This window comes from Kitasatospora sp. NPDC085464 (assembly GCF_044541955.1).
Lineage (GTDB): Bacteria > Actinomycetota > Actinomycetes > Streptomycetales > Streptomycetaceae > Kitasatospora.
In genome coordinates this window covers 39,324-58,814 of the sequence record NZ_JBITTM010000035.1, presented here as the reverse complement: position 1 = coordinate 58,814, position 19,491 = coordinate 39,324, and the positions used below count along the sequence as shown (strand labels likewise).

The following is a 19,491-nucleotide window of genomic DNA, read 5'->3' as shown; positions in this document are numbered from 1 at the left end:
CAGTCTTTGCCTGTCACTTCCAGTTTGATCCCTTTACTATCTATTTAGCGAATCCGACCCGCAATGAAGCATCGATTCGCAGCCGATAGGAGCCGCCAGCCTTTGATCACGAGGAGCACTGCGCCATGCCCGACGCCATGCACGACTGGATCACGCTTCGCCAGGACGCCGTCGTCTGGGTCGCCGGACTGATCTCCCTGGCCCTCGTGGCCTACATGGTGCTCGTCTTCGGACGCTTCCTCGTGTACTGGGCCGGCTCCCGCCACGCGTACCTGCGCAACCGGCCCGCCGAGCCCGGCGACCCCGCCGCCTTCCGGTGGCACCTGGTGATCCCCTGCCGCGACGAGGAGGCCGTGGTCACCCAGACCCTGGACGGCCTGCGGGCCGGTGCGCCCGAAGCCCACCTGTGGGTGATCGACGACGACAGCGAGGACGCCACCCGCGAACTGGTGCTCGCCGCGGCCGCCCGCGACCCCCGCGTCCACCTCGTCCAGCGCCGCCGCCCGCACGCCCGGATCGGCAAGGGCGCCGCCCTCAACGCCGCCTACCGGGAGATCTCCGCCTGGCTCCCCGAGGACACCGACCGCTCCCGCGTGGTGATCGGCGTGGTCGACGCCGACGGGCAGCTCGACCCGGGCACCCTCGCCCAGGTCTGCAACGACAAGGCCCTCGGCCGCCCCGACACCGGCGCCGTCCAGATCGGCGTCCGGATGCGCAACGCCGACGACGAACGCCCGCTGCCCGGGCGCGGCCGCACCGCCAACGCCCTCGCCCGCGCGCTGGTGCGGATGCAGGACGTCGAGTTCCAGGCCAACAACGCCGGCATGCAGCTGCTGCGCCGGCGCACCGGCAGCGTCGGCCTCGGCGGCAACGGCCAGTTCGTCCGGCTCACCGCCCTCGACTCGCTGACCGCCGAGGAGGGCCGCGCCGGACGCCCCTGGCCCGAGCGCGCGCTGCTGGAGGACTACGAGTCCGGCCTGGACCTGCGCCTGGCCGGCTGGCGGCTCACCCACGTCACCGAGACCCAGGTCTCCCAGGAGGGCCTGGTCTCGCCGCGCCGCTTCCTCACCCAGCGCACCCGCTGGGCCCAGGGCAACATGCAGTGCCTGCGCTACACCGGCCGGGTCCTGCGCTCCCCGCACTACACCCGGGCCGGCAAGGCCGAGGTCATGTACACCTTCCTGCAGCCCGTGGTCTGCGTGCTGCTGGTGCTGCTGTTCCCGCTCTCGCTCGGGATCACCGCCGCCGGGCTGGTGCTATTCCCCGCCGAGACCGCCGACTTCCAGCTCAGGTTCGGGCCGTGGATGCTGCTGGTCCTCGTGCTCGCCACGCTGCCGATGGTGTTCTGGGGCCTCGCCTACCGCAAGGCCGTCCACCCCGACCGCAGCCGGCTCACCGGCCTCCTCTGGGGCGTCCTGGTCTGGCTCTACGCCTACCACCTCTTCGTGGTCGCCGCCCGGGCCGCCGTCCGGCTGCTGCTCGGCCGCAACGGCTGGGCCAAGACCCGCCGCAACGCCGAGAAGGTCGCCGTCGGCGCCCCCACCGCGCTCGAATCCTGAGCCGCCCCTCCCCCGCGCTTCCTCCCCACTCCCCCACCGGAGCCCCCGCATGAGCACGTGCCTGCCCCCGTCCAGCGTCGCCGTCGTCCTCGGGACCCGCCCCGAACTGGTCAAGCTGGCCCCGCTGATCCACGAACTCGGCGACGCCACCCGGCTGGTGCACACCGGCCAGCACTGGGACGAGGCGATGTCCGGCCGTTTCCTGCGCGACCTGGGCCTGCCCCGGCCCGAGCTGCTCACCGGCGTCGGCGGCCGCCCCCGGGCCGGCCAGATCGCCCAGTCCCTGGGCCAGCTGGACGCCGCCTTCGCCGAGGACCGCCCCGCCGCCGTGGTCGTCCAGGGCGACACCAACGCCACCCTCGCCGGGGCGCTGGCCGCCAACGCCCGGGAGATCCCGCTGGTCCACGTCGAGGCCGGGCTGCGCAGCTTCGACCGGGCGATGCCCGAGGAGCACAACCGGGTGATGGTCGACCACGTCTCCGACCTGCTCTGCGCCGCCACCGACGACAACGTCGCCAACCTGCGCGCCGAGTCGCTGGCCGAGGACCGGATCGAGCTCACCGGCAACACCGTCGTCGAGGTGGTCCGCCGCCGGCTGCCGGACGCCGCCGCCCGCGCCGCGCTGCTCGCCGCGCACGGAATGCGCCCGGACGGGTACGTCCTGACCACCGTGCACCGCCCGGAGAACACCGACACCGCCGAGGCGCTCGGCGCCGTGCTCGCCGAGCTGGACCGGATCGCCCGGGCCGGCACCCCGGTGCTGTTCCCGATGCACCCGCGCACCAGGGCCGCCGTCGAGCGCTTCGGCCTGGAGGGCCTGCTGGAGCGGCTGGCCGTCACCGGCCCGGTCGGCTACGGCGACTTCCTGGGACTGGCGAGCCGTGCGGCGCTGCTGGTCTCCGATTCCGGCGGCGTGCAGGAGGAGTGCACCGTGCTCGGCCGGCCGCTGCTGGTGGTGCGCCGCTCCACCGAGCGCCCGGAGGCGGTCGCGGCCGGCTTCGCCGCACTGGTGCAGCCCGGCGAGGAGCTGGGCGAGCTGGCCCGCGCCTGGCTCTCCGACACCCCCGAGCGCCTCGCCCGGCTCGCGGCCACCCCGAGCCCGTACGGCGACGGCCTCGCCTCCGCCCGGATCGCCGCGCTGACCGCCGCGCTCGCCGGGGCCGCCGACTTCGCCGAGCCCGCGGCGCCGCTGCTGGCGGCCTGAGGCACCGACGGGCCCGACCGGATCAAGTCCCTTTCACCGGAGGGGACTTGTCGACCATCAGCTCCCGCGCGCCTCGGCGATGCCCCGGCCGCGCCGCAGGTCAGACCCCGGCCCGGGCCTCCGGCACGTGGGCGGCGCCGCCGTGCCGGCGGCGCAACTCGGCGGTGATTTCGGCCAGTTCGCCCTCGGGCAGCAGCGGCAGCATCATCGCCACGCCCTGCAGCAGCCCGCCCAGCAGGAAGGTGGTGTCGGCCGTCGAGGCGACCAGCCCGCGGACCTCGGCCACCTCGCCGGCCGCGACCGCCTCGATCAGCCGGGCGGCGTTGGCGCTCTCCTCGTCCACCGCGACCGCGCCGGTGTCGGCCGGAGCGCGCCGGGCCATCGACCGCAGCACCCGGTCGCCCACCTCGGGGGCGTAGGCCTTGCGGACGGCCTCGGCGGCGATCCAGGCGAGCAGGGTGGTCACCTCGCGCCCGGCGTGCTCGGCGAAGAGCATTTCCAGCTCGTGGTCGAACGCGACCTGGTTGCCGTGCCGGAAGGCGAGCAACAGGGTCGCCGCCCTGGCCTTGGCCTCATCGACCGCCTCGGCAGGCAGTTCGTCGGCCAACTCCTCGGTCACCACCACGCCATGCCCTCCCGTCCGTCGCCCCATCGGGAACACCCCGCAGGAACGCTCAGCAGAAACGCCTTCGGAAACTCCGTGCACACCGTACACATCCGACCTGCAAACTTCCGCGAACGCGCGCGGGCAAGACCGGAATCAATTCGCTCGGAATAGGACCTCACCCGGTCCAGGATGAATATTCGCCGGAAGGGAGCAATGTTGCTGCGCTATTAGGCGTAACGAAAGCCCCCCGACGCGCCGCCGGGCGGGGAACCCGCGAAACGCCGAGGGGCCGCACCCCGCGCGTCGCGGAGTGCGGCCCCTTGCGGGCGGTACGGGCTCAGCCCTGCGGCAGCGCCGCCAGCTGGGCGGTGATCCGGGCGATGTCCGCCTCGGCGGCCTCCTGGCGGCCCTTGATCTTGGCGACCACCTCGTCCGGCGCCTTGGCGAGGAACGCCTCGTTGCCGAGCTTGGCGGTGGTCTGGGCCTTCTCCTTCTCGGCGGCCGCGAGGTCCTTGGCGAGGCGCTTGCGCTCCGCCGCGACGTCGATGGTGCCGGAGAGGTCGAGCGAGACGGTGGCGCCGGCGACCGGGAGCGAGGCGGTGGCCGAGAAGCCCTCCTCGGGGGCGGTCAGCCGAAGCAGCGAGCGGATCGCGTCCTCGTGGGCGGCCAGCGCGGTGCCGTCCAGCTCCAGGGCGGCCGGGACGCGCTGGCCCGGCTTGAGGCCCTGGTCCGTGCGGAAGCGGCGGACCTCGGTGACGACCTGCTGCAGCGTGGCGATCTCCGCCTCGGCCGCGGCGTCGCGGAAGCCGCTGTCCTTCGGCCAGTCGGCGATGACCACCGACTCGGCGCCGGTCAGCGTCGTCCACAGCGTCTCGGTGACGAACGGCACGATCGGGTGCAGCAGGCGCAGCGTGACGTCCAGGACCTCGCCGAGCACCCGGCGCGCGGCGTCGGCCTGCGGGCCGCCCTTGGCCAGGGTGGTCTTGGAGAGCTCGACGTACCAGTCGAACACCTCGTCCCAGGCGAAGTGGTACAGCGCCTCGGAGAGCTTGGAGAACTGGTAGTCCTCGTACAGCCCGTCCACCTCGGCGACGGTGCTGTTCAGGCGCGACAGGATCCAGCGGTCGGCCGCGGTCAGCTCCTCCGGCGCGGGCAGCGGGCCCTCGACGGTGGCGCCGTTCATCAGCGCGAAGCGGGTGGCGTTCCAGATCTTGTTGGCGAAGTTGCGGGCCGCCTGGACCCAGTCCTCGCCGATCGGCACGTCGACGCCCGGGTTGGCACCGCGCGCCAGCGTGAAGCGCAGCGCGTCGGAGCCGTACTTGTCCATCCAGTCCAGCGGGTTGACGACGTTGCCGAAGGACTTCGACATCTTCTTGCCGTTCTGGTCACGGACCATGCCGTGCAGCGCGATGGTGTGGAACGGCGGGGTGCCGTCCATCGCGTAGAGGCCGAACATCATCATCCGGGCGACCCAGAAGAACAGGATGTCGTAGCCGGTGACCAGGACGGAGTTCGGGTAGAACTTCGCCAGGCTCTCGGTCTGCTCCGGCCAGCCGAGCGTGGAGAACGGCCAGAGGCCGGAGGAGAACCAGGTGTCCAGGACGTCGGTGTCCTGGTGCCAGCCCTCGCCGGCCGGCGGCTGCTCGTCGGGGCCGACGCAGACGACCTCGCCGTTGGGGCCGTACCAGACCGGGATGCGGTGGCCCCACCACAGCTGGCGCGAGATGCACCAGTCGTGCAGGTTGTCGACCCAGTCGAAGTACCGCTTCTCCATCTCCTGCGGGTGGATCTTGACCTTGCCGTCGCGGACGGCGTCGCCGGCGGCCTTGGCGAGCGGGCCGACCTTGACCCACCACTGCATGGACAGCCGCGGCTCGATGGTGGTCTTGCAGCGCGAGCAGTGGCCCACCGAGTGGACGTACGGGCGCTTCTCGGCGACGATCCGGCCCTCGGCGCGCAGCGCGGCGACGATCGCCGAGCGGGCCTCCAGGCGGTCCAGGCCGAGGAACGGGCCGTGCACGGTGATGACGGCGTGCTCGTCCATGACCGCGATGTTCGGCAGGCCGTGGCGCTGGCCGATCTCGAAGTCGTTCGGGTCGTGCGCGGGCGTCACCTTGACGGCGCCGGTGCCGAACTCCGGGTCGACGTGGGCGTCGGCGACGATCGGGATGCGGCGGCCGGTCAGCGGCAGCTCGATCTCGGTGCCGACCAGGTGCTTGTAGCGCTCGTCCTCCGGGTGGACGGCGACCGCGGTGTCGCCCAGCATCGTCTCGGCGCGCGTGGTGGCGACGACGATGGAGTTCTCGCCCTCGCCGTAGCGGATCGAGACCAGCTCGCCGTCGTCGTCCTGGTACTCCACCTCGATGTCGGAGATGGCCGTCAGGCAGCGCGGGCACCAGTTGATGATGCGCTCGGCGCGGTAGATCAGCTCGTCGTCGAAGAGCTTCTTGAAGATGGTCTGGACGGCCTGGGACAGGCCCTCGTCCATCGTGAAGCGCTCACGGGACCAGTCGACGCCGTCGCCCAGGCGCCGCATCTGGCCGGAGATCTGGCCGCCGGACTCCGCCTTCCACTTCCAGACGCGCTCGACGAAGGCCTCGCGGCCCAGGTCGTGGCGGGACTTGCCCTCCTTGGCGAGCTCGCGCTCGACCACGTTCTGGGTGGCGATGCCGGCGTGGTCCATGCCGGGCTGCCACAGGGCCTCGTAGCCCTGCATGCGCTTGCGGCGGACCAGGGCGTCGATCAGCGTGTGCTCGAAGGCGTGGCCCAGGTGCAGGCTGCCGGTGACGTTCGGCGGGGGGATGACGATGGTGAACGGAGGCTTGTCGCTCTTCGCGTCGGCGCTGAAGTACCCACGCTCCACCCAGCGCTCGTACAGCTCGCCCTCTACGTCCGCGGGGGTGTAGGTCGTCGGGAGGGTTGCTGCTTCGTCCCCGGCGGAGGTGCTCACGGGGTGCTGGTTCGTCGTGTCGGTCACGACGCACAGTTTACGTAACCGGGGGGGCGGGTTACGAACCGCTTTCGGTCCGCGGACGCGCCACGCCCGAACGGGCCCGTGTCCGGCGCCGTGCGGTAGCGTGCCCGGGCACTCGTCCGGTTGACCGGACGTGCACGGAACGACTCCACACCGAGACAGGCCGCGGGTGCGGCGGGGGAGCACAGACGCAGATGTACGGCCAGGGACAGCAGTATCCGCAGGGACAGCCGCCGCAGCAGCCCTACGGGGGGCCGCCGCCGCAGTACGGCGCCCCGCAGCAGCCTTACGGCGCTCCGCAGCCCCAGTACGGCTACCCGCCGCAGCAGCCCTACGGCGCTCCCCAGCAGCCGTACGGCGCGCCGCCGCAGGCCCCGTACGGGCAGCCGGGCTACCCGGTGGCTCCGCCGCGGAAGGGCAAGGGCGGCCTGGTCATCGGCCTGGTGGTCGGCGCGCTGGTGCTGGGCGGCGGCGGCTTCGCCGCGTGGAAGTTCCTCGGCGGCAGCGACTCGGGCGGCAAGTACAAGATCACTTCGCCGCAGACCCTGGCCGACGGCTACGTCCAGAAGTCGTCCAAGGAACAGGCCGCCGACATGAGCAAGCCCGAGGCGTCCAAGCTCGGCACGGACCTCCACGTCCTGGTCGCCAGCTACAGCAAGGGTTCGGACGCGATGGACACCTTCTCGGTGATCGGCGTCTACGGTGACCTCAACGACCCCGGGCAGATCATCGAGGACTCCAAGAAGGACAGCGGCGGCCTGTCCGTGTCGATGACCGACTTCCCGGCGCAGGACGCCAACAACTCCTCGGCGAAGCTCTCCTGCGGGACGTCGACCATGCTCGGCAAGCCCGGCCCCACGATCTGCGTGTGGGCGGACAAGTCCACCACCGGTCGGGTCTCCTTCACCAAGCTCAGCCTGAGCGGCGGCAGCAGCCAGGCGCTCACCGCGGAGCAGGCGGCCGCCAAGACCCGGACCATCCGCGACGCCATGGTCGTCGCCAGGTAGCACCCGCGCCGGCCGGCGCACGCACGCGAGGGGCCCCGCACCGGATCCGGTGCGGGGCCCTTCGGTGTGACGGCCCCGGGTCAGGCGCTCTTCTCGCGGCGCTCGCGCTTGATCATGTCGCGCGGGACGAGGGTGGGGATGGCGTGCTTGGAGACCACGTCCCCGGTGACCACCACGCGGGCGACGTCCTGGCGCGAGGGGACCTCGTACATCACGGACATCAGCACCTCCTCCATGATGGCCCGCAGCCCGCGCGCGCCGGTGCCGCGCAGGATCGCCTGGTCGGCGATCGCCTCCAGCGCGTCCCGGGAGAACTCCAGCTCCACACCGTCGAGTTCGAAGAGCTTGCGGTACTGCTTGACCAGCGCGTTGCGCGGCTCGGTGAGGATCTGCAGCAGCGCCTCGCGGTCCAGGTTGTGCACGCTGGTGATCACCGGCAGGCGGCCGATGAACTCGGGGATCATGCCGAACTTCACCAGGTCCTCGGGCATCACCTGGCGGAAGTGGTCGCTGGCGTCCGACTCCCGCTTGGAGCGGATGTTGGCGCCGAAGCCGATGCCCTTGGCACCCGCGCGGCCCTCGATGATCCGCTCCAGGCCGGCGAACGCGCCGCCGACGATGAACAGCACGTTGGTGGTGTCGATCTGGATGAACTCCTGGTGCGGGTGCTTGCGCCCGCCCTGCGGCGGCACCGAGGCGGTGGTGCCCTCCAGGATCTTCAGCAGGGCCTGCTGCACGCCCTCGCCGGAGACGTCCCGGGTGATCGACGGGTTCTCGCTCTTGCGCGCGACCTTGTCGATCTCGTCGATGTAGATGATCCCGGTCTCGGCCTTCTTGACGTCGTAGTCGGCCGCCTGGATCAGCTTGAGCAGGATGTTCTCGACGTCCTCGCCGACGTAGCCGGCCTCGGTCAGCGCCGTGGCGTCCGCGATCGCGAACGGCACGTTGAGCATCCGGGCCAGGGTCTGCGCCAGCAGCGTCTTGCCGGAGCCGGTGGGGCCCAGCAGCAGGATGTTGGACTTGGCCAGCTCGATGGCGTCCTCGCGGCCGTTGCCGCCGCTGCGGCCCGCCTCGCCGGCCTGGACGCGCTTGTAGTGGTTGTAGACCGCGACCGACAGCGCCTTCTTGGCGAGGTCCTGGCCGACCACGTACTGGTCCAGGAACTCGTAGATCTCACGGGGCTTCGGGAGCTCCTCGAAGCGCACCTCGGAGGTCTCGGCGAGTTCCTCCTCGATGATCTCGTTGCACAGGTCGATGCACTCGTCGCAGATGTACACGCCTGGGCCGGCGATCAGCTTCTTCACCTGCTTCTGCGACTTGCCGCAGAACGAGCACTTGAGCAGGTCGCCACCGTCTCCGATGCGTGCCACGAGGTGCTTCCCCTTCGCCAGGGGCCCCGCAGGGGTTCCGGGGCCTGGTGCTGTGGACCGTCAACGCCGACGGCGCTCGGTCTCGCTATCCGACGGTACTCTGCCGGGCCCGTGATTCCGTCCTCTTCGCCAGGTCTGCCCTACGCCCTGGGCGAATTGATACCGAACAGATGCCGTGACACGGGCCCGCCGATGGGTTGGGGCGGGACGCGCAGGGGTGCGCGTCCCGCCCCGATGGGCCCCTCCCGCCCCTCGGGGCCCGGAGGGAGCCGACCTCAGGAGGTCAGCGAGGTCTTGCGGGTGGAGATGATCTGGTCGACCAGGCCGTACTCGGCGGCCTCCTCGGCGGTCAGGATCTTGTCGCGCTCGATGTCCTCGCGCACCTGCTCCACCGACTTGTTGGAGTGCTTGGAGAGCATCTGCTCCAGCTGCTCGCGCATCCGGAAGATCTCCTTCGCCTGGATCTCCAGGTCGGACACCTGGCCGCGGCCGGTCTCGGTGTACGGCTGGTGGATCAGGATCCGGGCGTTCGGCAGGGCCATCCGCTTGCCGGGGGTCCCGGCGGCGAGCAGCACGGCCGCGGCGGAGGCCGCCTGGCCCATGCAGACCGTGGTGATGTCCGGCTTCACGTACTGCATGGTGTCGTAGATGGCCGTCAGGGCCGTGAACGAGCCGCCGGGCGAGTTGATGTACATCTGGATCTCGCGGTCCGGGTCCATCGACTCCAGGCACAGCAGCTGCGCCATGATGTCGTTCGCCGAGACGTCGTCGACCTGCGAGCCGAGGAAGATGATGCGCTCCTCGAACAGCTTGGCGTACGGGTCGTACTCGCGGATGCCCTGGGTGGTGCGCTCGACGAAGCGCGGGACGATGTAGCGGCCCTCGGCGCGCATGTCCTCGACGCGGGCCTGGGCGGCCGACAGGCTGGGGATGTTCATGGGGATTCTTGTCCTCCGGGGCGTTGGGGCTGTGGTCTCGTGGGCCGGGCCGAGGCTCAGGCGCCCGTGCCGCCGCCGCCGGGGACGTCCGCGGCGCTGTGCATGATCGCGTCGATCAGGCCGTACTCCAGGGCCTCCTCCGGCGTGAACCAGCGGTCGCGGTCGGAGTCCCGGGTGATCTGCTCGAAGGACTGGCCACTGTGGAAGGCGATCAGCTCGGACATCCGCTTCTTGGTGCGCAGGAGCTGCTCGGCCTGGATGCGGATGTCGGTGGCGGAGCCGCCGAGGCCCGCGGAGGGCTGGTGCATCAGGATGTTGGCGTTCGGCAGCGAGAAGCGCTTGCCCTTGGCGCCGGCGGTCAGCAGGAACTGGCCCATCGAGGCGGCCATGCCCATCGCGATGGTGACGACGTCGTTCTTGATGTACTGCATGGTGTCGTAGATCGCCATGCCGGCCGAGATCGAGCCGCCCGGGGAGTTGATGTAGAGGAAGATGTCCTTTTCCGGGTCCGCGGCCAGCAGCAGCAGCTGGGCGGTGATCTTGTTGGCGATGTCGTCGTCGACCTGCTGGCCGAGGAAGATGATCCGCTCGTTGAGCAGCCGGTTGTAGACCTGGTCGCCAAGGCCGCCGAGCACGTCACCAGCGGCGGCGTGCGGCGCCATCGGGCCAGGCATCTGCATCTGCGGGAACGTCACTTAGCCACCTGCTCAGTCGATTTGGAGGGCCGTTCCGCGGCTCTCGCGATGTCGCACAGCTTCCGGGTATCACGTCGTGATTGTTGCTGTCCAAGGACCCTAACGCGCAGGCCCGGCCGCAGAATCCCTCACGCAGAACTGTTCGCTGTGAGCGCAGGGTCGCGGCGTGCCGCGGGCGGGAAGACAGCGGGCCCGGACACCATGACGGCGTCCGGGCCAGCTGCGTGCCCTCAGGGGGCTGCCGGGGCTCAGGCCTCGGTCTTCTCCTCGGCGCTCTCCTCGGCGGCGGCCTCGACGGTCTCGCCCGTCTCGTCCTCGTCGTCGAAGTTGATCTCGTTGCCCTCGGTGTCGACGACCTTGGCGGCCTCGACCACGGTGGCCAGCGCCTTGCCGCGGGCGACCTCGCCGACCAGCATCGGCACCTGGCCGCCCTGGACGACCTGCTGCGCGAACTGGTCGGGGGTGAGGCCCGAGCCGGCGGCGCGGCGGATGAGGTGCTCGGTCAGCTCCTCCTGGTTAACACCCAGCTCCTCGTCGGCGACGATCTGGTCCAGGACGAACTGGGTCTTGATGCCCTTCTTCGCCTGCTCCTCGATCTCCGCGTCCCACTCCTCGCGGGACTTGCCCTGGGTCTCCAGGTAGGTGTCGATGTTCAGGCCCATCGGCTCCAGCTGGTGGTGCTCGACGTTGTGCTTGCGGGTCTCGATCTCGTCCTTGAGGAGCTTCTCCGGGTACTCGATCTCGACCAGCGCGAGCAGGGCGTCCAGGACCTTCTCCTGGGCCTGGGTGGCCTGGTCGTACTCCTTCATGCGCTCCAGGCGCTTGCGGGAGTCGCCGCGCAGCTCCTCCAGGGTGTCGAACTCGCTGGCCAGCTGGGCGAACTCGTCGTCCAGCTCCGGCAGCTCCTTCTCCTGGACGGTGGTGACGGTGACGGTGACCTCGGAGGTCTTGCCCGCCTGGGTGCCACCCTTCAGCTCGGTCTCGAAGGTCTTCTCCTCGCCGGCGGACAGGCCGACGACGGCCTCGTCGATGCCGTCGATGAGGCGGCCCGAGCCGATCTCGTAGCTCACGCCGGTGGCGGTGCCGTCCTCCGGCACCTCACCGTCGACCTTGGCGACCAGGTCGACGACCACGATGTCACCGGCAGCGGCGGCGCGCTCGACGTCCTTGACCGAGGAGAAGCGCTCGCGCAGCTGCTCCAGGGACTTCTCGACGTCCTCGTCGGAGACGACGATCGGGTCGACCGTCACCTCGATGGACGAGAACTCCGGCAGGGTGATCTCCGGACGGATGTCGACCTCGGCGGTGAACTTGAGGTCACCACCGTCGGCGATCTTCTCGACACCCTCGATGTTGGTGATGTCGGGCTGGCCGAGGACCTCGATCTTGCCCTCGTCGACGGCCTGCGTGTAGAAGCGCGGCAGGGCGTCGTTGACGGCCTCCTCCAGCACGGCACCACGGCCGAAGCGCTGGTCGATGACGCGAGCCGGGATCTTGCCCTTGCGGAAGCCCGGAACCGTGACCTGCTGGTTGATCTTCTTGTACGCCGCGTCGAGGCTGGGCTTGAGCTCCTCGAAGGGCACCTCGACGGTGAGTCGAACCCGGGTCGGGTTCAGAGTCTCGACGGCGCTCTTCACGGTTAGGTCTCCTAGGGGCTTGCGGTCAGGTTGTCTCCGCCCGTCCCCGCCGCCAGGCCGGAGCCGTACGGGTGGGTCGGACGAGACGGGCGATGGGCGGTTGGAGCTGCATCTCCCGTGGGGTGGACGGTGAGCTTGACTCCTCGCCCTCGTGCGGTTGACCTGGGTTGACGCCACAGGGACTACCGCCAGCGCCCCATCCTACCGGTACCACGAAAGGCGGACGCCAGACGCCACCGTACCGGCCGAACAGAACAGGGCCCCGCCCCGGTGGGCGAGACCCTGCCGCACTGTCGGGGTGACCGGATTCGAACCGACGGCCTTCCGCTCCCAAAGCGGACGCGCTACCAAACTGCGCCACACCCCGTGGTGCCGAGAGGAAGCGTACACGGCGGGCCTGTTCGGCTCGCCGACTATTCGGGCGCGGGCGCGGGCGCGACGGCGCCGGGTTCCGCGCGGGCGCGGGGGGCGGAAACGCGGTGTGCGAAACGGGGTGTGCACGCGGGCGGCCGGACCAGGTACGCTGTTGCCCGAACTTCCGGCCGTCACGGCCGGGGGATCGTGCGGGCGTAGCTCAATGGTAGAGCCCTAGTCTTCCAAACTAGTCACGCGAGTTCGATTCTCGTCGCCCGCTCTCCGCCCGGCCCCGGTGCGCACTCGCGCGCCGGGGCCGGCTGCGTTTCCGGGTGCCGTCGGGGGCCCGGGCCCCCGACGGCACCCCCCGCGCCGTTCAGTGCCCGCGCCGCTCAGAGCCCGAGGCGGGCGGCCCGGGCGGCGGCCCGGTCGAGCAACTGGTGGACGTCGCCCTCACGGGTGGTGGGGCGGTCGTTGAACTCGTCCGGGGAGCGCGCCGGACGGCCGGTGCCGTGCAGCACCTCCATCAGCTGGACCCGCGCGGTGCGGACGGTGGCCGGGGTGCCGTAGCCGTGCGCCAGCACGGCGGCCTGGGCGCCGAGCAGGCAGACCCGGCCGGCCTGGTCCCACATCGCGCCCTGCAGCCAGCCGTGGGCGCCGATGTAGCGGGAGGCGAGCCGGAGGTGGTCGGCCGCGGTGACCGGGACGGGGCGGGCGGGGCGGCGCAGCGCCCGGTCGAGCAGGGTGGCGCGGGGCGCCGGGTGGCCGGCCTGCCAGGGGCTCGGGGTGCTGCCGTACGGGCGGACGTACCAGGCAGGGGTGCGGGCGGGGGCGGGCAGCGAGGCGAGGTACGCCTCGATCTCGGCGACCAGGGCGGCGCCGTCCGGCCCGGACGGCAGCGGCCGGAGCGGGAGCGGTCTGACCGGGGGCGGGGGGAGTGTCGGGTCGGTGGTGCGGGGCATGCGGGTTCTCCGGGCGGAAGGCGTTCGGGTTCCGCTGCCCAAAGTGGGGCATACAGGACGTTTCCGCGACCGGAGGGCCGGGCGGTCCGGATGGTTTCCCGGTTGGGTGCCGGGCCGATAGCCTCGGGCCCGTTCGAGCGCAGTTCGAGCGCGAGCTCAGCGGCCGCGCTCCCGAGGTGGAGGAGTCCCGGTGCGTCCGCAGGAGCGACTGGCCGTCATACAGCACTGCGTGGTGCGGGAGATGGCGCGGCTGGGCCAGGTGTTCCGCCTGGACGGCGAGGTCGTGCGCGGCCCGGGCACCACGGCGGTGGCGGTGCGTGAGCACCCGGGGCACGACGGCACCGGGCACGTGGACCTCGGCTTCGTGCTGCGGCTCGGCCGGGCGGACGCGCCGGTGGTGTGGGACTGCGCGGCCGGTCTCGGCAAGACCGAGGAGGAGAAGCTCGCCAACGCGGTGAAGATGTGGGCGACCACCACCGCCTCGGTGCTGGTCGAGCTGGCGGAGGGCCGCGGGGTGCACGCCGACCACCCGGACCTGCCCGAACTCCCGGGCTGGCGGGCGGTCCAGGGGCCGGCGGCGGTGTTCGGCTTCGGCAACGAGCACCTGGCGGGCTGGCTCGCCGAGAACCGGGTGCTGCCGGCGCTGGCGCCCGCGCTGCGCTCGGAGCTGTCCGGGCCGGGCCCGGTCGGGGTGAAGCTCTTCCTGGGCGGGAAGGCGGGGGACGACGTCGCCGAGGTCCGGGTGGGCGGCGAGGTGTCCGAGGCGGCCTCGGCGGCGCTGCGCGCGCTGGACTGGCCACGGGGTGAACGGCTGTGCTGGGCGCGGCTGTTCGTCCTGCTGACGGCCGAACGGGAGGAACCGGCGCAGGCCGCGCCGGCGGGTGCCGTGGCACCCGCACCGATGCGCGTTCCGGCCCCGGCGGCAGCGCGGCCCCGGGGTTTGTTCGCTCGCTGGCGGCAGGCCAGACGGGCCGGCCGGTGACCCCCGGGCGGGGGTGCGGACGGCCCGGTCGGGTCAGCCTCCGGTGATGCTGGAGATGCTGTGCGCGAGGTTGGCCAGCAGGGAGTTGATCGAGGTCGCGACCGTGGTCTCGTGCAGCATGAAGCCGAACAGGGCGGCGACGATCGCGTGCGGGATCTTCATCTGCTTGTTGCGGATGAAGATGATGCTCAGGATCGCGAACAGGACCAGCGCGGAGACGGAGAGTGCCACCCGGACTCACTTCCTCGTTTTCATAGCGGGGTGCCACCACCCGGCGACACCAGCGAAAGCCGGACCCCGGCATGTCCCACGGTCCCGAGGCGGAATCGCGGACCGTCCGACACACCGCCGGTGAGGGAGCCCACGATCGACCGCTGTCTGTCGTGCCGCACGTGACGCCCCCTATCCCCCGAATCCTGAACAGTCCCGCCCGGACTCAGTGTGGTCGACCGTGCCGATTGCGTAAAGGTCTGACAGTCGGCCCAACGCCGATATCCTGCGCTGCGGGACGAGTTTCCGCCGACCGGGACGATAGCCGAGTCGTCCTGACGAATCGTCGGCGGGGCCGTGCTGAGCGGCCGGGAGACGGTCGGGGGCGGTTAACGGAAGCCGCTGGTCCGGTCCGCCGACGGGCCGTCCGATTTGGCCGAAGATCAGCTGCCGGACTTGACAGTCACTGCCCCCGGCATGTGCCGCCGCGTCACCCGTTGCCGGGCCGTCGACGGCTCACGCGCGACCGGCCCGCCTCCCCCGGCCGCGCCCGGCGGCGCCCTGCCGCGCTAGTCGCGCCAGAGCAGCAGCACCGCGCGGTCGTCGTTGATGTCCCGCGCGACCGTCTCGATCAGCGCGGCGGCGGCCCCGGCGCCCGCGCCCGCACCGCCTCCCGGCACCAGCCGGTCGGCCTCCCCCATCAGCCGGTCCATGCCCTCGGTGAGGTCCCGGCCCGGCGCCTCGACCATGCCGTCGGTGCACAGCATCAGCACGTCGCCCCGGTTGAGCCGGCCGCGCACGCCCTCGAACTTGGCGCCGTCGTAGATCCCGAGCAGCGGGCCGTCGGCCTCCTTGACCTCCCAGCGGCCGGCTCCCGCGACGCGCTGCATGCCCGGCAGGTGCCCGGCCGACAGCAGCTCGTACTCGCCGGTGTCCAGGTCCAGCACCAGGTGGACGGCGGTGGCGAAGCCCTCCTCCCAGGACTGGCGCAGCAGGTAGCCGTTGGCGGCGGGCAGGAAGTCGTGCGCGGGCAGCGAGCCGACCAGGCCGCCGAAGGCGCCGGAGAGCAGCAGCGCGCGGGAGCCGGCGTCCATGCCCTTGCCGGAGACGTCCGCGAGGACCACCTCCAGCAGGCGCTGGCCGGGGCCGGTGCGGGCGGCGACCACGAAGTCCCCGGAGAAGGACTGGCCGCCGGCCGGGCGCAGCGCCATGTCCGCGTGCCAGCCGACCGGGAGCGCGGGCACCCGGCTCTGCACCCGCAGCCGCTCGCGCAGGTCGAAGAGCATCGTGGAGCCGCCCCACCAGGGCACGCCGACCCGGGCCCGGAACTGGGCCAGCAGCAGGCCGCCCACCCCGGCGGCGCCGACCACCAGGGCCGCGCCCGGGGTGACGCCGTAGACGTAGGCCTCCGGGTTGTCGCTGGCGACCCGCTGGCCGGTGTGGATCACGGACTCGGCGGACAGGCCGAGCGCGGCCAGCGCGTAGAGCACCACCAGGCTGCCCGGGCGCAGCAGCAGGGCGCCGGCCAGGATCGGCAGGACCAGGGAGGTGGGCGGGGCCCAGTCGGGGAGCCAGATGTTGAGCAGGATCAGCAGGGGGACGAGCAGGGCGAGCGCGCAGAGCACCGGCCAGTCGGCGGCGCCGCCGCGGAAGTAGTCCACACCGGCCGTGCGCAGCCTTCGGCGGACCCGGCGGAGCCTCTTGCGCAACCGGGCCGTCACGGGCTCGGACGCGGGGGTGGCGCCGGGCCTCGTCGCAGTCGTCTGGGGCGGTGCGCCCGGCGGTCTGCCAGCCATGGGGACCGACCCTATCCACGGGCACGGCCCGGCGTCGACGGCCCGGACGCGGGCGGGTGCGCCGGTGCGCGGGGCGCTCAGCGGGTTTCGGCCGATCGGAACGGTTGCGGGCGCGCCGTCAGGAGGCCTGCGCCGATTGGGCGTACGGAACGGGCGGGTGGCGTGTGCACCCCGCGCACGGGCTGGTCCGCGCGCCGGGTGCTGTGGCCGATCCCACAGGTCGGACGGGTCCGTCGGGGCGCCCGGGACGGCGGCGGCCGGCCGCGCGGGGTGCGCGGCCGGCCGTGGGAGGAGGGGTGGGTGGATCAGCCCTGGGGGTGGTGGGCCGGGATCGGCGGGAGCTCGCCGGTGGTCTCGTACTCGCTCAGCATCTCGATCCGGCGGGTGTGCCGCGGCTCGCCGCTGTACGGGGTGTTGAGGAAGATCTCGACGAACTCGGTGGCCTCCTCCTGCGTGTGCATGCGGCCGCCGATGGAGATCACGTTGGCGTTGTTGTGCTGACGGCCGAGCTCGGCGGTCTGGGTGCTCCAGGCCAGCGCGGCCCGGACGCCCTTGACCTTGTTGGCGGCGATCGCCTCACCGTTGCCCGAGCCGCCGATCACGATGCCCAGGGCCTCGGAGTCGGCGGCGGTGCGCTCGGCGGCGCGCAGGCAGAACGGCGGGTAGTCGTCCTCGGCGTCGTAGATGTGCGGCCCGCAGTCGACCGGCTCGTGGCCGGCCCCCTTCAGCCACTCCACGAGGTGGTTCTTCAGTTCGTATCCGGCATGGTCGGAGCCCAGGTACACGCGCATGGCATGAGTGTGGCATGCGCGTGCGCCCGGGCCCGACAACGGGGGCTTCAGCGGGGCTTCAGCGGGGCTTCAGCGGGGGTCAGCGAGGGCTTCAGCGGCGGCCGAGGAGCTTCCAGGCCAGCGGCAGGGCGCCCGCGGCGAGGGCGGCCTTGAGGGCGTCGCCGACCAGGTACGGGTAGAGGCCGAGCTCGGCGGCGCGGGTGAGCGGCACGTGCAGCGCGAGGGCCAGGTACGGGACGCCGACCGCGTAGACGGCGAGGCTGCCGAGGGCCATGGTGACGGCGGTGTTCACCGGGGTGCGGTCGGCGCCGCGGCGGGCCAGCACGCCGGTCAGGGCGGCGGCGAGGACGAAGCCGAGCACGTAGCCGAACGAGGGCATCGCCCAGCCGGAGGTGCCCTCGGCGAACCAGGGCAGGCCGGCCGCGCCGGCGAGCAGGTAGAGGGCGAGCGAGGCGGCGCCGCGGCGGGCACCGAGCGCCGTGCCGACCAGCAGGGCGGCGAAGGTCTGGCCGGTGACCGGCACCGGCGAGCCGGGGACGTTCACCGACAGCTGGGCGGCCACGCCGGTCAGCGCGGCGCCGCCGGCCACCAGGGCCAGGTCGCGGACCTGGCCGCCGATGCGGGTGGCGGCGGCGGGCAGCAGGTCGGCGAGGACGGCGCGGTGCGGTATCGGGGTGGTGGCGGTGGCCATCGGGGGATCCTCCGTGGGCTCCAAGTGGGTGAACACCTGTGAACCTACGTGGTGATCCACTGCGCGAGCGGCACGGTTTCGGACAAAGCCCCGCCCTCGGGCGTTGTCGGATCCGGCCCGAAGTGACTCAAGGTCACCGCGACGGCACCCGGCGTGCCCGCCCGGTCCGCAATGTGGGCCCGGGCCGGACATTCTTGGCATGGGCAGAGGTGTCCCCGGATATTGGACAACTCATGTCGCATACCGCACAGTCTGGAAGCACCCCTATGGCCCCCACCTCCGCGCCCACGGCGCCCGGGACCACCGACGCCACCGAGTCGGCGCCGGGAAGCCAGCAGCTCTCGCACGGGCTGAAGCAGCGCCACCTGTCGATGATCGCCCTCGGCGGGGTGATCGGCGCGGGCCTCTTCGTCGGCTCCGGCGCGGGCATCGCGGCCGCCGGCCCGGCGATCATCCTGGCCTTCGTGCTCTCCGGCCTGCTCGTCATGCTCATCATGCGGATGCTCGGCGAGATGTCCGCGGCCCGCCCCGCCTCCGGCTCGTTCTCGGTGCACGCCGAGAAGGAGATCGGCCCCTGGGCCGGGATCACCGCGGGCTGGATGTACTGGGTGATGCTCTGCTGCGGCGTCGCCGCCGAGGCCACCGCCGCCGGGAAGATCGTCAACGGCTGGATACCGGGCGTCTCCTCCTGGGTCTGGGTCGCCCTGTTCATGGTCTTCTTCTGCGCCAGCAACCTCACCGCGGTGAAGAACTTCGGCGAGTTCGAGTTCTGGTTCGCCACGATCAAGGTCGCCGCGATCATCGCCTTCCTGGTCCTCGGCGGGCTCGGCATCGCCGGGGTGATCGGCCCCGGCGCCCCCGGCGCCGACAACCTCACCGGCCACGGCGGCTTCCTGCCCACCGGCGTCAGCGGACTGATCGTCGGCCTGCTCGCCTCGGTCTTCGCGTACGGCGGACTGGAGACCGTCACCATCGCCGCCGCCGAGTCCGACGACCCCAAGAAGAACGTCGCCAACGCCGTGCGCACCGCGGTGTGGCGGATCGCGATCTTCTACATCGGCTCGATGGCCCTGGTGGTCACCCTGGTCTCCTGGAAGGACCCGTCGGTCGTCACCGACGGCCCGTACGTCACCGTGCTGCGCCACCTCGGGGTGCCCGGCGCGGGGGCGATCATGCAGGTCGTGGTGCTGGTCGCGCTGCTGTCGGCGATGAACGCCAACATCTACGGCGCCTCCCGGATGGCGTACTCGCTGGTCGGCCGCGGCCAGGGCCCCAAGGCGCTGGCCAAGGTCAGCGGCGGGGTGCCGCGCCGGGCCGTGCTGGCCTCCTGCCTGTTCGGCTTCGGCGCCGTGCTGGCCGCCAAGTTCTGGCCGGAGACGGTGTTCACCTGGCTGATGAACACCACCGGTGTGGCGATCCTGGTGGTCTGGCTGTTCATCTGCGTGGTCCAGCTGCGGATGCGCCGCCGGCTGGAGCGCGAGGCGCCCGAGCTGCTCACCGTGAAGATGTGGGGCTACCCGTACCTGACGTGGGTCGCGATGGCCGCCGTGGCCGGCATCCTCGCGCTGATGACCACCACCGAGGGCAACCGGGAGCAGCTGTACGCGGCCGGGGTGCTGGTCGCGGCGCTGGCCGGCGCCGGACTGCTCAAGCAGCGCCGGGACGCCGCCGCCCGCTGAGCCCGGACACCGAAAAGGGCCCGGTACCGCAAGCG

General features: G+C 72.0%; 16 protein-coding genes and 2 tRNA genes. 6 read left to right on the top strand and 12 right to left on the bottom strand.

Translation table 11 applies throughout. The features are described from left to right. Positions 1-125 precede the first annotated feature (125 nt). Together ACIGG8_RS28795 and wecB are read left to right on the top strand one after the other, a co-directional pair. On the top strand, positions 126-1,559 hold the full coding sequence (locus ACIGG8_RS28795; protein WP_396551701.1) for a glycosyltransferase family 2 protein: 1,434 nt from the start codon (positions 126-128) through the stop codon (positions 1,557-1,559). A 49-nt stretch (positions 1,560-1,608) separates the two neighbouring features. Further along, on the top strand, positions 1,609-2,763 hold the full coding sequence (gene wecB, locus ACIGG8_RS28790; RefSeq protein WP_396551700.1) for a non-hydrolyzing UDP-N-acetylglucosamine 2-epimerase: 1,155 nt from the start codon (positions 1,609-1,611) through the stop codon (positions 2,761-2,763). A gap of 100 nt (positions 2,764-2,863) precedes the next feature. Here wecB and ACIGG8_RS28785 read toward each other — a convergent pair whose 3' ends face one another. Continuing rightward, positions 2,864-3,388: a hypothetical protein gene (locus tag ACIGG8_RS28785; RefSeq protein ID WP_350525655.1), complete on the bottom strand. Its 525-nt coding sequence runs from the start codon at positions 3,386-3,388 to the stop codon at positions 2,864-2,866. Positions 3,389-3,707: 319 nt separating this feature from the next. Continuing rightward, positions 3,708-6,347 (bottom strand): valine--tRNA ligase, encoded by a 2,640-nt coding sequence (locus ACIGG8_RS28780; RefSeq protein ID WP_396551699.1) that lies wholly within the window; start codon positions 6,345-6,347, stop codon positions 3,708-3,710. Between the two features lie 191 nt (positions 6,348-6,538). On the opposite strand from ACIGG8_RS28780, the gene ACIGG8_RS28775 reads away from it, so the two are divergent. Next, positions 6,539-7,351: a hypothetical protein gene (locus ACIGG8_RS28775; protein WP_396551698.1), complete on the top strand. Its 813-nt coding sequence runs from the start codon at positions 6,539-6,541 to the stop codon at positions 7,349-7,351. Positions 7,352-7,431: 80 nt separating this feature from the next. On the opposite strand, the gene clpX is transcribed toward ACIGG8_RS28775, so the two are convergent. From clpX to ACIGG8_RS28750, 5 genes are all read right to left on the bottom strand, one after another. Continuing rightward, the gene (gene clpX, locus ACIGG8_RS28770) at positions 7,432-8,721 is read right to left on the bottom strand and encodes an ATP-dependent Clp protease ATP-binding subunit ClpX (RefSeq protein ID WP_045696864.1); all 1,290 of its coding nucleotides are present in this window, start codon (positions 8,719-8,721) and stop codon (positions 7,432-7,434) included. Positions 8,722-8,996: 275 nt separating this feature from the next. Then, on the bottom strand, positions 8,997-9,659 hold the full coding sequence (locus ACIGG8_RS28765; protein WP_329931164.1) for an ATP-dependent Clp protease proteolytic subunit: 663 nt from the start codon (positions 9,657-9,659) through the stop codon (positions 8,997-8,999). A gap of 56 nt (positions 9,660-9,715) precedes the next feature. Continuing rightward, positions 9,716-10,333, bottom strand: coding sequence for an ATP-dependent Clp protease proteolytic subunit (locus ACIGG8_RS28760; RefSeq protein WP_046386806.1), 618 nt, complete (start codon positions 10,331-10,333; stop codon positions 9,716-9,718). Between the two features lie 269 nt (positions 10,334-10,602). Continuing rightward, positions 10,603-11,991: a trigger factor gene (gene tig / locus ACIGG8_RS28755; protein WP_350526083.1), complete on the bottom strand. Its 1,389-nt coding sequence runs from the start codon at positions 11,989-11,991 to the stop codon at positions 10,603-10,605. 293 nt (positions 11,992-12,284) lie between these two features. After that, a tRNA-Pro gene (locus ACIGG8_RS28750) sits at positions 12,285-12,358 on the bottom strand. A 196-nt stretch (positions 12,359-12,554) separates the two neighbouring features. Between ACIGG8_RS28750 and ACIGG8_RS28745 the strand changes: the two genes are divergently transcribed. After that, positions 12,555-12,625: transfer RNA gene (locus ACIGG8_RS28745), tRNA-Gly, on the top strand. A 112-nt stretch (positions 12,626-12,737) separates the two neighbouring features. Here the strand turns inward: ACIGG8_RS28745 and ACIGG8_RS28740 are convergent. Beyond that, positions 12,738-13,307, bottom strand: coding sequence for a hypothetical protein (locus tag ACIGG8_RS28740; protein WP_396551697.1), 570 nt, complete (start codon positions 13,305-13,307; stop codon positions 12,738-12,740). Positions 13,308-13,497: 190 nt separating this feature from the next. Between ACIGG8_RS28740 and ACIGG8_RS28735 the strand changes: the two genes are divergently transcribed. Further along, positions 13,498-14,289: a DUF6348 family protein gene (locus ACIGG8_RS28735; RefSeq protein ID WP_396551696.1), complete on the top strand. Its 792-nt coding sequence runs from the start codon at positions 13,498-13,500 to the stop codon at positions 14,287-14,289. Positions 14,290-14,322: 33 nt separating this feature from the next. Here ACIGG8_RS28735 and ACIGG8_RS28730 read toward each other — a convergent pair whose 3' ends face one another. From ACIGG8_RS28730 to ACIGG8_RS28715, 4 genes are all read right to left on the bottom strand, one after another. Beyond that, entirely contained in the window at positions 14,323-14,520 is a 198-nt protein-coding gene (locus tag ACIGG8_RS28730) for a hypothetical protein (protein WP_030058274.1), read from the bottom strand. Positions 14,521-15,068: 548 nt separating this feature from the next. After that, a complete protein-coding gene (locus tag ACIGG8_RS28725; protein WP_396551695.1) occupies positions 15,069-16,208 on the bottom strand; it encodes a PP2C family protein-serine/threonine phosphatase in 1,140 nt (379 codons plus the stop codon). A gap of 392 nt (positions 16,209-16,600) precedes the next feature. Further along, complete coding sequence (locus ACIGG8_RS28720; RefSeq protein WP_350526079.1) at positions 16,601-17,086, bottom strand: ribose-5-phosphate isomerase; 486 nt, start codon at positions 17,084-17,086, stop codon at positions 16,601-16,603. 91 nt (positions 17,087-17,177) lie between these two features. Beyond that, the gene (locus ACIGG8_RS28715) at positions 17,178-17,777 is read right to left on the bottom strand and encodes a biotin transporter BioY (protein WP_396551694.1); all 600 of its coding nucleotides are present in this window, start codon (positions 17,775-17,777) and stop codon (positions 17,178-17,180) included. A gap of 266 nt (positions 17,778-18,043) precedes the next feature. On the opposite strand from ACIGG8_RS28715, the gene ACIGG8_RS28710 reads away from it, so the two are divergent. Beyond that, positions 18,044-19,456, top strand: a complete 1,413-nt coding sequence (locus ACIGG8_RS28710) for an amino acid permease (RefSeq protein ID WP_396551693.1) — start codon at positions 18,044-18,046, stop codon at positions 19,454-19,456. Positions 19,457-19,491 lie beyond the last annotated feature (35 nt).